The 13,793-nt window shown below is 59.0% G+C and carries 10 protein-coding genes; 6 read left to right on the top strand and 4 right to left on the bottom strand.

The features are described 5' to 3' along the window. Positions 1 to 6: 6 nt before the first annotated feature. Complete coding sequence (locus QWI18_RS21630) at positions 7 to 2,352, bottom strand: DUF4214 domain-containing protein (protein WP_369319814.1); 2,346 nt, start codon at positions 2,350 to 2,352, stop codon at positions 7 to 9. 519 nt (positions 2,353 to 2,871) lie between these two features. Here QWI18_RS21630 and yedA point away from each other — a divergent pair. Together yedA and QWI18_RS21620 are read left to right on the top strand one after the other, a co-directional pair. Beyond that, positions 2,872 to 3,771, top strand: a complete 900-nt coding sequence (gene yedA / locus QWI18_RS21625) for a drug/metabolite exporter YedA (RefSeq protein ID WP_369319813.1) — start codon at positions 2,872 to 2,874, stop codon at positions 3,769 to 3,771. 60 nt (positions 3,772 to 3,831) lie between these two features. Continuing rightward, on the top strand, positions 3,832 to 5,169 hold the full coding sequence (locus tag QWI18_RS21620) for a DEAD/DEAH box helicase (RefSeq protein WP_296315014.1): 1,338 nt from the start codon (positions 3,832 to 3,834) through the stop codon (positions 5,167 to 5,169). Positions 5,170 to 5,841: 672 nt separating this feature from the next. On the opposite strand, the gene QWI18_RS21615 is transcribed toward QWI18_RS21620, so the two are convergent. The 3 genes from QWI18_RS21615 to gmd all read right to left on the bottom strand — a co-directional run bounded on the left by QWI18_RS21615 (position 5,842) and on the right by gmd (position 9,026). Beyond that, positions 5,842 to 6,963, bottom strand: a complete 1,122-nt coding sequence (locus tag QWI18_RS21615; protein ID WP_369319812.1) for a glycosyltransferase family 4 protein — start codon at positions 6,961 to 6,963, stop codon at positions 5,842 to 5,844. A gap of 135 nt (positions 6,964 to 7,098) precedes the next feature. Beyond that, positions 7,099 to 7,995, bottom strand: coding sequence for a GDP-mannose 4,6-dehydratase (locus QWI18_RS21610; protein WP_065988337.1), 897 nt, complete (start codon positions 7,993 to 7,995; stop codon positions 7,099 to 7,101). Then, complete coding sequence (gene gmd, locus QWI18_RS21605) at positions 7,995 to 9,026, bottom strand: GDP-mannose 4,6-dehydratase (RefSeq protein WP_369319811.1); 1,032 nt, start codon at positions 9,024 to 9,026, stop codon at positions 7,995 to 7,997. The genes QWI18_RS21610 and gmd overlap by 1 nt, the downstream gene beginning before the upstream one ends. A gap of 474 nt (positions 9,027 to 9,500) precedes the next feature. Between gmd and QWI18_RS21600 the strand changes: the two genes are divergently transcribed. Genes QWI18_RS21600 through rfbH form a run of 4 tightly spaced genes read left to right on the top strand, consistent with a single transcriptional unit; the run spans position 9,501 to position 13,792 of the window. Further along, positions 9,501 to 10,574 carry an FAD-binding oxidoreductase gene (locus tag QWI18_RS21600; RefSeq protein ID WP_369319810.1) on the top strand — a complete coding sequence of 358 codons (1,074 nt, stop codon included), beginning with the start codon at positions 9,501 to 9,503 and terminating at the stop codon, positions 10,572 to 10,574. A gap of 12 nt (positions 10,575 to 10,586) precedes the next feature. Next, the gene (rfbF, locus tag QWI18_RS21595) at positions 10,587 to 11,360 is read left to right on the top strand and encodes a glucose-1-phosphate cytidylyltransferase (RefSeq protein WP_369319809.1); all 774 of its coding nucleotides are present in this window, start codon (positions 10,587 to 10,589) and stop codon (positions 11,358 to 11,360) included. 8 nt (positions 11,361 to 11,368) lie between these two features. Further along, entirely contained in the window at positions 11,369 to 12,457 is a 1,089-nt protein-coding gene (gene rfbG, locus QWI18_RS21590) for a CDP-glucose 4,6-dehydratase (protein WP_369319808.1), read from the top strand. Positions 12,458 to 12,478: 21 nt separating this feature from the next. Further along, a complete protein-coding gene (rfbH, locus tag QWI18_RS21585) occupies positions 12,479 to 13,792 on the top strand; it encodes a lipopolysaccharide biosynthesis protein RfbH (protein ID WP_369319807.1) in 1,314 nt (437 codons plus the stop codon). Position 13,793: the final 1 nt, after the last annotated feature.

Raw genomic sequence — 13,793 nt, 5'->3', positions numbered from 1 at the left:
GGTGGCTCAAACCCAATCAGCATGCCCTATCAGGTGAATGAAGCCGGCATCGCCTTGAGTCAGTGCAGCAGACTCCGGGGAGTTGGCGATATTGAATGCGACCTGCCCACGGCTCGTGCCGCCGTCCAGCGATTGGACCCAATAGGCAAGGCCGCCAGCGTCGCTGCCTCGATCCAGGACGTTGTGATACAGATTTTCGACAAAGGCTGCGTTGCTGCCATCGGGCAGGCGTTGGGAAAACTCGGCAGATTGCACAAAACCATCCGCAATCTGGGCACCGGTTTCGCCTGCGGCGCCGTGAGACAGCCAGAACTTCAGGCCTTCGATATCGGGAGCACGATCCAGGATGGCATACAGACGACCAATACTTGCCTGCGCCGAGTCGAGAACGAACAGTTCGCGATCTGCGAAATCCAGCACATTGAAGCCACTCAGGTCGAACGTCGCCGCAGCTCCCGTGGAACGACTAACGGATAGCGTATCGGTATCGAGCGCGCTGATCGTGTAGGCGGATGCAGCGTCGTTGAAAATAAAGGTGTCGATACCGGCGTTGCCGGCCAGATGCGAAACTGCATTGCCGTCAAGCCTGACTTCCTGCTCGCTGATCTGATCGTCGCCAGCCGTGCCGGTGGCCACGCCCTTGCCCACCACCATATCCAGATTGTTCCAGGCGTTATGAGCCACGATCCTGATGTAGCCTGCCTCGCCCTCCGAGAAGTCATGGCTCTCGCGCGAATTCAGGAAGCCATCAGCAACCGCTGTTCGACTCAAACCCTGCTGCAGCAGCGTGTTCCAGTACGACACACCTGAATCATCGCCTGTGCGATGCAGTACATTCTGATAGAGCTCAAGCACAAAGTCCCGACTACCAAGCATGCTGAAGCGCTGTATCCCTTCAGCGGAATTCAGAAAGCCATCGCGAATCTCTGCATCCGAACTGCCCATCGCCTGATGCGTCAGCCAATAATTCAAGCCCTGATAATCGGGCGTCCGACCGAACAATGAGTAGAGCCTGGCAACGTAAGCCTGATCCTCGGTGAGCGCTGTGTGATGTAGGTCCATGCCAAAACTCAATGAAACAGTGGCGTCACTCTCGGCATTAAAGGCGCCATACCGGCTGTGAAAAGCCATCAGCAGTTCGTCGACACTGGCATTGCGGTCCATGAAAGCCAGCTTTTCGACGCTTGAAAGCGAGTCCACATCGGACGTTTGCGCGTCATGAACGCTGAGGCTGGCACCACTCACAAGCGCGGCATCGTAGTGTGCAAAGTAGCGAGCACCTGCCTCGGTATACAAGGCGGTGTCTAAGCCGTTGCCACCATTGAGCATGTCCGAACCCGCCCCTCCCATCAGCCGATCGTTGCCATCGCCGCCAAACAACTGGTCATTGCCCGCGTTGCCATTGAGGAAGTTGTCACTGGCGTTGCCGATCAGCGTATCCGCGCCTGCACCCGTTATGGCGTTCTCGATAACCGTACCGCGCGCGATGGCGATGTTCGATACACCGCCGTACAGGCTGGAAAAAGCTTCACTTCTCAAATCGACTGTTTGAGCGCCGGCATAGGTGCCGACATTGATAGTGTCATTGCCGCCCGCATCATAAATTGTGCCCACCAGACCTGGCATGAAGTCGGTTCCGGCGTTGTTGTTAAAGCCGTATGTATTGTCACCTGTGCGGGTAACGGCGGTGCCGTACAGTGACTGGATGGCTACGATGTCCGCCAGCATAGGCGTAGCGACATAGCCGAAAGAGGCATTGGAATAGGTATTCTCGTCCTGACTGAAGTAGGACATTACCGAGTATTTCCAGCTGTCCTCTTGATAGAAAACATTGTTGGGGAAGGTCGCGCTCCCGTTGTAATTGCCCGCATGGCCCAACCCCAGCGCATGGCCGATTTCATGAATGTAGGTTTGCTGATAATACAAACCGTATTTCACCCAATCGGAAGCGATGTTGACGCTGCTGTTCGAGATGATGCTGCCTGCATAGTTGGAGCTGCTATACGCACCGCTTTTGTTTTCGCTGAAATTGATCGCAGCGGCAGCGGTGGTTTCCACAAATTTCAGGCCGCTGACATTGGTCCAGCTTTGCAGCGCATATCGAGCAACAACCTGAGCATTTGCGCTCAAGCTGGCCAGGTTGACGGTGAGCGACCCACCGGCGTGCACGTCAAAGTGGTGTTGGGAACCGCCATAGGCGTCGTGCCAATAGCCATCAGTCAGGTAGTTGGCTTGCTGATCAAGCGTCAGGTGCCCAAGCGTCGCCTGGCTGGTGGCTGTCTGTTGGCTCACACCCTGGCTGTTCGCTCCGTCCGTCCAGAGTTGGGTGAGCGCATCGCACATCGAACACATGTAGAAACTCCGGGGCAAGGCAGGCCTGGCCAGGTCAATGACGCAATAATCGGGTAGGGATCGGTGATGAGTTCAATCCGCTGAGCCAGCTTTGAAAACGGGCTACATGACCTTCACGCGCGTTGACCCGCCTTGGTCTTGACGAGGGTGTGGCTCTTCGAGAAGGTACGGCAGGGCACGGTCGAAGACGCTAGTGCCCATTCCTGATGAGGTTGTCGGCATGCTTTCTGGCGACTAAAGGCGGTTTTTTCCAGGGCCGACGAAATACCGCTGGGAGAGGCTGGAGGAGGGCGATGGCCGGGCAGGCGTTGTCGGCAGGCTGCCCGCCGGGCTGTCATGGCGCCTATCGCTTACTGCGTACTTTCAATTCCCGATCATCTTGCCGCCCCCTCGTGAGCGGCTGCGAACACCCCGCCAGCAAAAGTGTATGGGTCGAATAAACCACATTTGTAACTGACGCCAGCGGCCCGGACATTTCTAGAATCAGTCCCACAATAAACGACTGTACTAGAGCCTTTCATGCCTGCCGCCCGCCGTTTTCCCCTGCTGCTCATCGGGGCCTTTTTCGCGCTTTATGTGATCTGGGGCTCAACTTATCTCGCCATCCGCATCGGTATCGAAACCTGGCCTCCGCTCATGATGGCCGGGGTGCGCTTTACCATCGCCGGTTCCATCCTGTTCGCCTTCATGCGCTTTCGTGGCGCGCCGATGCCCACCTGGAAACAGTGGAAATCCGCCGGGATGATCGGCTTTCTGCTACTCGCCTGCGGCAATGGCGGCGTGACCCTGGCGGAACACGCAGGCGTTGCTTCTGGTGTCGCAGCGTTGGCAGTAGCCGTGGTGCCATTGTTCACCTTGCTGTTCGGCCTGTTCTGGGGCCATCGCAACACCGGGCTGGAATGGGCGGGCATCCTGCTCGGCCTTGTCGGCATCTCCTTGCTCAACTTAGGCTCGAACCTGCAGGCCAGCCCCATGGGCGCCGCGCTGGTGATCTTCGCCGCCGCGACCTGGGCGTTCGGTTCGGTGTGGAGCCGCTACCTGCCATTGCCCGCGGGACCGATGGCCAGCGCCTGCGAAATGCTGGTGGCCGGCGCCGTGCTGTTGCTTGGCAGCTTCGTGAGCGGCGAGCGCATCACTCAATCCCCCGGCCTGTCCGGCTGGCTGGTGATGGCCTATCTGGTGGTGTTCGGCTCCATCGTTGCGTTCAGTTCCTACATGTACCTGCTGAAGAACGTGCGACCCGCCGCCGCGACCAGCTATTGCTACGTCAACCCGGCGGTGGCGGTGTTGCTCGGCGTGTTGTTCGCCGGCGAACACATCGGCTGGGCGGAAGGTGCAGCGATGGCGGTGATCATCAGCGCCGTCGTGCTCATCGGCCTGCCGCAGTGGCGCAAGCAGAAACCGTTGCAGAAAGGGTAAACTGCGCGCCATTGTCTTCTACAGACTCTTGTGCGCTGACCTTTTTCCAACGGTACTGAAATGACATTCGCCTCCCTCGGCCTGATCGAACCCCTGCTGCGTGCCCTCGAAACACTGGGCTACCAGACTCCCACCCCCGTTCAGGCCCAGGCGATTCCGCCCGTGCTCGAAGGCCGCGACCTCATGGCCGCCGCCCAGACCGGCACTGGCAAGACCGCAGGTTTCGCGTTGCCATTGCTGCAACGCCTGACCATGGAAGGCCCGAAGGTCGCTGCCAACTCCGTGCGCGCGCTGGTGCTGGTGCCAACCCGCGAACTGGCCGAGCAGGTTCACGAAGCCATCGCGCAATATGCCGAGCACCTGCCGCTGACCACCTACGCGGCCTACGGCGGCGTCAGCATCAACCCGCAGATGATGAAACTGCGTCGAGGCGTTGACGTGCTGGTTGCTACCCCTGGCCGCCTGCTCGACCTGTATCGTCAGAACGCCGTGAAATTCTCGCAGCTCCAGACCTTGATCCTCGACGAAGCCGATCGCATGCTCGATCTTGGCTTCTCCGAAGAACTGCGTGACATCTACGCCGCGCTGCCGAAGCGTCGCCAGACGCTGCTGTTTTCCGCGACCTTCTCCGATGCGATCCGCGCGCTGGCCGGGCAGATGCTCGACAACCCGCTGACCATCGAAGTCAGCCCGCGTAACGTCGCGGCATCATCGGTCAAGCAGTGGATCGTCACCGTCGACAAGAAGCGCAAGAGCGAGCTGTTCATTCATCTGCTCAAGAAGCATCGCTGGGGTCAGGTGCTGGTCTTCGCGAAAACCCGCGTCGGCGTCGACCAACTGGTGGAGCGCCTGCAAGGCCTGAGCCTCAACGCCGACGGCATTCACGGCGACAAACCCCAGGCCACTCGCCAGCGCGCGCTGGATCGCTTCAAGAGCGGCGACGTGCAGATCCTGGTTGCCACCGACGTTGCGGCCCGTGGTCTGGACATCGATGACCTGCCGACCGTGGTCAACCTTGACCTGCCGATCGTTGCCGAAGACTACATCCACCGCATTGGTCGCACCGGCCGCGCGGGCCAGACCGGTGAAGCGATTTCCCTGGTGTGCGCCGACGAAGTCGACCTGCTCAGCGCCATCGAAATGCTGACCCGCCAGACCCTCCAGCGCCGCGAAGAACCCGACTTCATTCCAGAACACCGCGTGCCGGCCACCGACGCGACCGGGCAGGTTCTGAAAAAGCCGAAAAAGCCAAAGAAACCCAAAACCAGTGGCGGAGGCGGCAAACGCAATCTGGGCAAGTGGGTCGACAGCGGCGAAGCGGCGGCAGAAGTGCCGTCCATCAAGCCAGTGCGCAAAGTGCCGGTGTTCAACACCGGACCGCGCAAGCGTAAGCCGTAAGAAGAGCGGCAGAGTCCGGGCCCTCTCACCAGTGCCCGGACTTCAGCGCGATCAATGTGGCACCGCGCTGTGTCAGTGGGACCGGCTTCAGCCGGGAAGAGGGCAGTGTGAGCGCCATTAATTGTGCGGCGTGACGACCGGCGTCTTCCCGGCTAAAGCCAGTCCTACGGGTGTACGCGATCAATGTGGGACCGCGCTGTGTCAGTGGGACCGGCTTTAGCCGGGAAGAGGCCGGCATGAGCTCCATGAGGTTTGCGGCGTGACACCTGACGCCTTCCCGGCTAAAGCCAGTCCTACGGGTGTACGCGATCAATGCGGGACCGCGCTGTGTTAGTAGGACCGGCTTTAGCCGGGAAGAGGCCGGTATGAGCTCCATGAGATTTGCGGCGTGACACCTGACGCCTTCCCGGCTAAAGCCAGTCCCACAGGGTGAACGCGTGCTGTCAGTAGGACCGGCTTCAGCCGGGAAGAGGCCGGCATGAGCTCCATGAGATTTGCGGCGTGACACCTGACGCCTTCCCGGCTAAAGCCAGTCCTACGGGTGTACGCGATCAATGGGAGCGCGCTGTGTCAGTAGGACCGGCTTCAGCCGGGAAGAGGCCAGTGTGAGCGCCATTAATTGTGCGGCGTGACGACCGGCGTCTTCCCGGCTAAAGCCAATCCTGCTAATACCTATCGCCGGCGCAGCACATCCTGATAAAGATCCGCATACCCCTGCACCATCTCTTCCGCGGTAAACATCGACTCAAACCGCTGCGCCGCCTTCAACCCCATCTGCGTCGCCCGCTCTCTGTCATTCCACAGCGTATTCATCGCGGCCGCCAACGCATCCGAATCCCGTGGCGGAACCACCAGCCCGGTCTCGTCCGCGATGTTGATAAAGGTGGTGCCCGTGCCCATTTCGCACGAGATCATCGGCTTGCCATACATCGCCGCTTCCAGCAGCGAGATCCCGAAGGATTCCGAACGCTGGTGCGACGGGAATACAAACGCTTCACACAGCATCAGCAGCGCGTTCTTGTCCTCATCCGGCAGGCTGCCCACAAACACGACATTGCTAAGCCCGAGCGCCTTGGCCTTCGCCTTTAGCTCCAGCTCCTGGTGCCCACCGCCCATGATCACCACCGGCAGGCGATTCCTGTGCGCCGCTTCAAGCAGAAAATCCAACCCCTTGTAGTAACGCAGCGCACCGACGAACAGAAAGAAGCGCTCGCCCAGTTGCTGCTTCCAGTGCTCGAGTTTCGCCTGAGACGGGGCAGGGTACGTGGCCCGATCCAGCCCAAAGGGAATGATCTCGACCTTATCCTTGAACCGGGTCAGCGCGTCGCTGCTGGCGGCATAGTTGGGCGAGGAAACGACAATCCGATCAACGCTCCCCAGAAAGCGGTTCATCAACGGCGCATACAGCTTGAGCAGCGTCTTCTGCTTGATGATGTCCGAGTGGTAACTCACCACCGTCGGCTTTTTGATCTGCGCGGCGAAGTGCGCGATGTCCATGTACGGCCACGGGAAGTGGTAGTGCACGATGTCAGCGTCGCGCGCGAGCTCTTTGAAGTCCCGAATGCCCGACACCGAAAAGCCCGTCGACGCGACGTACAGATCCTGCTTTGAACGGTGGGCGATGTGATTGCCGACCGTCTCGTTACGCGCCGCGCCCTGTGTGCTCAGCGACAGCACCTGGGACTCGATCCCATGGGCCTGACAACCCTGTGCCAGCTGGAAGATGACTTGCTCGACCCCACCGCCCTTGCTTTCCGGGAAGTAGGTCTTGAAGAAGTGCAAAACTTTGGTCATCAGGATTCTCTGACGAAACGATAACGTCCGCTGTTCTCGCGATAGGTGCGTTGCGGGCAGAGCGGGGATGTGTGGAGCGGAGGGTAAAGGAAAACCCGAAGCGCCTCACAGCGCTTCGGGTTGGGTACTGCGGCGTTACGCGTCGGCCAGCATCCAGCCAAGCGTTTCGCTCAGCTCGGGTGTCTGCCAGCCCGGGACCAGCGACTTCAGCTTGCTGTTGTCGCCGCACAAGGTCTTGACCTCGTTGGCCCGCACGAAAGCAGGATTCACTTCGACGGTGAGGTCGTGGCCGGTGATGGCGCGACACATGTCGAGCACTTCACGCAGCGAGTGAGTCTTGCCTGAACTAACGTTGACGTACTGACCGAACGGCTTGGCTTCAAGCAGCCCGCGGTAAGCGGCCACCAGCGAACGGACGTCGCTGAAATCGCGCCAGACATCCAGGTTGCCCAGCTCGATCTTCTCGGCCTTCTCGCGAAAGTGTTTGACGATCTTCGGCAGGAGGAAGTTTTCCGCCTGGCCGACGCCGGTGTAGTTGAACGGGCGCGCGATGATGATCGGCAACCGCCCGAACCACAGACTGGCCATGTATTCCATGGCCAGCTTGCTCACGGCGTAATCGTTGGCCGGCGCCGGCCTGGTGCTTTCATCAAGCAGCCCTTCCGACGCATTGCCATACACGTTGGCACTGCTGGCGATCAAAACGCTTTCAGGCGCTTTGCCGCAGTGGGCGATGGCTTCGAGCAGATTGCGCGTACCAATCAGATTGACCTGATAAAACGCATCCGCCGCGCCGTGCCCGACAAACGCCAGTGCCGCGAGATGAACGACGATGTCCGGCTGAAGGTCCGCCAGCAGCTTGCTCAGACCCACCAGATCGGTGAGGTCGGCCTGATAATAATTGGCTTCATCGGACGGATTGCTGCCCAGGCCAACCACCTCGCAGCCCTGGGCTGTGAGCTCGGCGGCCATGTAGCGCCCCGTAAATCCATGAATACCCGTTATCAGCGCTCGCTTGCCGGCGATACTCATCAGAACGAGAACCCTTTTTCGTTACGACGCAGGTCCGCTTCCACCATCATGCGGCACAGCTCTTCCAGGTTGGTCTTAGGCTCCCAGCCCAGAACTTCCTTGGCTTTGGCCGGGTTGCCGATCAACAGCTCAACTTCGGTCGGGCGATAGAACTTCGGATTGACCGAAACCAGAACCTTGCCACTAGCGGCGCAAGTGCCGATTTCTTCTTCGGCTTCGCCACTCCAGTTGATGGTGATGTCGACAGCCTTGAATGCCATCGCGACGAAGTCACGGACGGTTTCAGTGCGGTTGGTGGCCAGAACGAAGGTGTCCGGCTCATCAGCCTGCAGCATGCGCCACATGCCTTCGACGTACTCTTTGGCAAAGCCCCAGTCGCGCTTGGCGTCCATGTTGCCCAGTACCAGCGAGTCCTGCAGACCCAGCTTGATCTTGGCAACGGTGTCAGTGATTTTGCGTGTGACGAACTCACGGCCGCGCAGTGGCGACTCGTGGTTGAACAGAATACCGCTGGTCGCAAAAATGCCGTACGACTCGCGATAGTTGATGGTCATCCAGTGAGCGTACAGCTTGGCGACGCCGTAAGGGCTGCGCGGGTAGAACGGGGTGTCTTCCATCTGAGGAATGGCCTGAACCTTACCGAACATCTCGGAAGTCGACGCTTGGTAGAAGCGGACTTTCGGGTTAACGATACGGATGGCTTCCAGCAGATTCACAGCGCCCAGGCCGGTGATTTCGGCGGTGGTGATGGGCTGTTCGAAGGAAACGCCCACGAAGCTCTGCGCGGCGAGGTTGTACACCTCGGTGGCTTCGGTGGTCTGCAGGAGGCGGATGCTGGCCGACAGGTCGGTCAGGTCGTACTCGACCAGGTGCAGGTTTGGATTGTTCTGGATGCCCAGTTCTTCGATCCGCCAGAAATTGACAGAACTGGTACGACGATAGGTGCCGTAGACGGTGTAGCCCTTGCCAAGCAGCAGTTCAGCCAGATAGGCGCCGTCTTGACCAGTGATGCCGGTAACAATTGCTTTCATGCGGGGATCAAGCTCCGTTGGTAGTTATGTATTGGTGGCGAAAAGCCGGCAGCGTTGCAGCAACCGCTGGCGCGCGCGAATTGTTTGCCGGGAAATATACACGGAACCGGCAATAGGCTCGATAGGCGCCAGATAAAAGTGCTCCCCAAAGTTCTACGTGCAGTTCTTGCATCCTCTTACAAGGGTTGTGCCAACTACGTAAGAGCCCTGAAGCGGCGCCATCAGGCTTGCGCTCCAACTTCCTAAGTCCTCTCGGCGATCTTTGGGCGCGGTGCCTGCATGTGCGGCGTGAAATTCCTTCCGAGGGCCATCCCCCGACAGGAGCCGCCTCGCAAAATCCTGCACTAAACCGGGCACCAGAGTGTAAACTCCGTCCCCCGAAGCAACTTCAGATGCGCTCAAACCGCGCGTGGTACTCCACGCCTCGCCCTGTTCGGCGTGGTCCTGGAGCATCTTCCGCACGCCACTTTTGTTATGTTCGTCGCCCGAAGTCTTTTTCACAGGCGTTGCCAGACGTTAACTTCTGCAGCCTTTCAGTATTTCGAATCCGGTAACCCCATGGTTTCAGTAAAGCTCCACAGTGGGCAGACATTCATTTCCGAGCCTGGCGCTTCGTTGCTGGACAGCGCAAAAGCTGCCGGCATCACCCTTGAGTACAGCTGTCGCACGGGTCGTTGCGGCGTGTGCAAAACCACGGTGCTCAGCGGTGACACTGAGGCCCTCAAAGGAGAGGCGTCACTGACCGCGGAGGAGATGGCCGCAGGAATGATTCTGACCTGCTGCCGCCGTGCGATTACCGATGTGGAGATAGACGCCGAGGATATCGGTGCGCTGGGCGACATCGAAGTCAAAACCCTGCCTTGCCGGATCGACACCATTACTCATCTTGCGGACAACGTGGTTGAAGTCATCCTGCGCGTCCCGCCTGCCAGCAAGCTTCATTACCTGCCTGGTCAGTATCTGGACGTGATCGGGGCGGGCGGCTTGCGTCGCAGTTATTCCATCGCCAATGCCCCGCGCATCGACGGCAAGCTGGAACTGCAGATCCGGCAAGTCGAGCACGGCTCGATGTCCCGTTACTGGTTCGGTGACGCCAAACCCAATGACCTTCTGCGCCTGGAAGGCCCGCTGGGCACATTCTGTCTGCGTGACAAGAGTGCTAGCACGCTGATTTTTCTCGCTACCGGTACCGGCATTGCGCCTGTCAAGGCGATGCTTGAGCAGTTACAGGCTAATCCGGAGCTGGCGGCGGGCAAGAAGATCTTCATCTATTGGGGCGGGCGCAGCCTTACCGATATTTACTGGGCACCTCATCTTGAGGGTCTGAACGCGGTATTTATTCCTGTACTCTCACGGCCGGATGCGCAATGGCAGGGCCGTACTGGCTACGTCCAGACCGCTCTGCTTGATGACGGAATCGAACTTGATCATGCAGTGGTGTACGCCTGCGGCTCAGAGAGCATGATCCATTCCGCGCGTGAAGCTCTGAATAGTGCCGGATTGCCTGTCAAACACTTTTACTCCGATGCATTCGTGAGTTCGAACTAACAAGGAGCGGTTATGAAAGCGGTCATTCTGGCAGGTGGGCTCGGCACGCGTTTAAGCGAAGAGACCGGTACACGGCCCAAGCCAATGGTTGAAATCGGTGGCAAGCCGATTCTGTGGCACATCATGAAAATGTACTCCTCCCACGGCATCAATGATTTCATCATTTGCTGTGGCTACAAGGGCTACATGATCAAGGAATACTTCGCCAACTACTTCCTGCACACGTCGGACATCACGTTCAACATGCGCGAAAACACCATGAAAGTTCACGACCAGCGCGCTGAAGACTGGAATGTGACGTTGGTCGATACAGGCGAGACGTCCATGACCGGTGGTCGTCTGCGTCGGGTTGCGGACTATGTGCGCAACGATGAGGCTTTTTGCTTCACCTACGGCGATGGCGTTGGAAGCATGGACATCAGCGCTGCTGTCGCCTTCCACAAGAGCCACGGCAAAGCGGCCACTCTCACCGCTACCTTCCCGCCAGGGCGCTTTGGCGCACTGGACATCGCCGAAGGTCGGGTCCTGAACTTCAAGGAAAAGCCTAAAGGTGACGGCGCCATGATCAATGGCGGCTTCTTCGTGCTTTCTCCGCAAGTGCTGGATTACCTGGAAGGCGACAGCACGGTTTGGGAACAGGGGCCGTTGATGAGCCTCGCCGAACAGGGCCAACTGATGGCCTTCGAACATCCGGGCTTCTGGCAGCCGATGGATACCCTGCACGATAAAAATCTGCTTGAGAAGTTGTGGCAGAGCGGCGACGCGCCTTGGAAATTCTGGGACTGAGAACAACTATGAAAGCTTCTGTCTCCGCTGACTTCTGGAAAGGCAAAAAGGTCTTCCTCACGGGCCACACCGGCTTCAAGGGAAGCTGGCTTGCCCTTTGGTTGCAGGGCATGGGCGCGCACGTGAAAGGCTTTGCCTTGGCGCCACCCACTACGCCTTCACTGTTCGACCAAGCGCAGGTTGAGCGGGGCATGGAGTCGCAGATCGGCGACATCCGCGACCTGCAGACTGTGACTGAGAGCATGGTTGCCTTCGATCCGGACATCCTGATCCATATGGCGGCGCAACCGCTGGTCAGGCTGTCGTATCGGGAACCGGTCGAAACCTACGCCACCAACGTGATGGGCACCGTTCATGTGTTGGAGGCCGCGCGCAAGTGCCCCGGCCTGCGTGCCATCGTCAATGTCACCACCGACAAATGTTACGAGAATCAGGAATGGGAATGGGGCTATCGCGAGAACGAGCCCATGGGTGGCCACGATCCGTACAGCAACAGTAAAGGCTGTGTGGAACTGGTAACCAGCGCTTACCGCAACTCGTTCTTTAACACTGAACACTCCGCTGCACTGGCCTCGGCGCGCGCCGGCAATGTCATCGGCGGTGGCGATTGGGCTGACGACCGGTTGATTCCTGACATTTTGCGCGCTGTCGAACAGGGCAAGCCCGTGGTAATCCGCAATCCCAAGGCCACCCGCCCTTGGCAGCACGTACTTGAACCGCTCAGCGGTTACCTTGTTCTGGCCCAGCACCTATGGGAGCATGGCCAGTCATTCGCTCAGGGCTGGAACTTCGGCCCTCGCGACGAGGACGCCCAACCTGTCGAATGGATACTCGATCACATGGTGCAGGCGTGGGGAGCTGGCGCTAGCTGGCAGCTTGACAGTGACCCGCAGCCGCATGAAGCACGCTATTTGAAGCTGGACATATCCAAGGCCCGCGCTCACCTGAAGTGGGAACCAACCTGGGGCCTGGAGACAACGCTGACTCGCATCGTCAACTGGCACAGAGCCTGGATGGAGAGTGCCGACATGCATGTCCGTTGCGTAGAAGAAATCAATAGCTACATGGCAGCCATGCCACTGGCGCCTAACCGATAATTAGCTTGAGCAGGAAATACTATGACCCCCGATATGCTCCGTCAGGAAATCAGCCAGCTCGTTGAGCGCTACGCCCAGACTGCCTTGGCGGCCAAACCTTTTGTCGGGGGCGAAACCGTCATCCCTCCGTCGGGCAAGGTAATCGGCGCGCGTGAACTGCAGCTGATGGTTGAGGCTTCGCTGGACGGCTGGCTGACCACTGGTCGCTTCAACGCTGAATTCGAGAAGAAACTCGCTGCGTTCCTGGGCGTGAACCACCTCTTGACCGTGAACTCAGGTTCTTCGGCCAACCTGGTTGCGTTCAGCACCCTCACTTCACCGAAACTGGGTGATCGTGCAATCAAGAAGGGCGACGAAGTCATTGGCGTTGCGGCGGGTTTCCCGACCACCGTCAACCCGATCGTTCAGTTCGGCGCGATCCCTGTCTTCGTCGACGTGGAAATGAACACCCATAACATCAATGCAGACTTGATCGAAGCGGCCATCACGCCGAAGACCAAGGCCATCATGCTCGCTCACACCTTGGGCAACCCGTTCAATCTGGGCAAGGTGAAGGCGCTGTGCGAAAAGTACAACCTGTGGCTGGTCGAAGATTGCTGTGACGCGCTGGGTGCGACTTACGACGGCAAGATGGTCGGTACCTTTGGCGACATCGGCACGCTCAGCTTCTACCCGGCTCACCACATCACCATGGGTGAAGGCGGCGCGGTATTCACCAACGACGCCCAACTGCGAATGATCGCTGAATCGTTCCGTGACTGGGGCCGCGATTGCTACTGCGCGCCAGGCTGCGACGACACGTGCGGCAACCGTTTCGGGCAGCAATTCGGCAGCCTGCCTCAAGGTTACGATCACAAGTACGTGTACGCCCACTTGGGCTACAACCTGAAGATCACCGACATGCAAGCTGCCTGCGGCCTGGCCCAGCTCGACCGCGCCCCGGAGTTCATCGCGACCCGCAAGCGCAACTTCCAGCTGTTGAAAGAGCGTTTGTCCAGCCTGAGCGACTTCCTGGAAATCGCCGAGCCTACGCCTAACAGCGATCCTTCCTGGTTCGGCTTCCCGGTAACGCTGAAAGAGACTGCCGGCGTCAAGCGTGTGGACCTGTTGAAGTTCCTCGATCAGAACAAGATCGGCACTCGTCTGCTGTTCGCAGGCAACTTGACCCGTCAGCCGTACTTCCATGGCGTTGAGCACCGCGTTGTGGGCGAACTGACCAACACCGACCGCACCATGAACCAGACCTTCTGGCTGGGCGTGCAACCGTCGCTGGGTCAGGAGCAGTTCGACTACGTTGGTGAAAAACTGGAAGAGTTCTTCGGGATCGGTTTCTAAC

It is taken from the genome of Pseudomonas sp. W2Oct36 (genome assembly GCF_041060465.1).
GTDB classification, from domain to species: Bacteria; Pseudomonadota; Gammaproteobacteria; order Pseudomonadales; family Pseudomonadaceae; genus Aquipseudomonas; species Aquipseudomonas graminis_B.
Note: the sequence above shows the minus strand (reverse complement) of the source record. Positions and strands in the feature narration are given on the sequence as shown.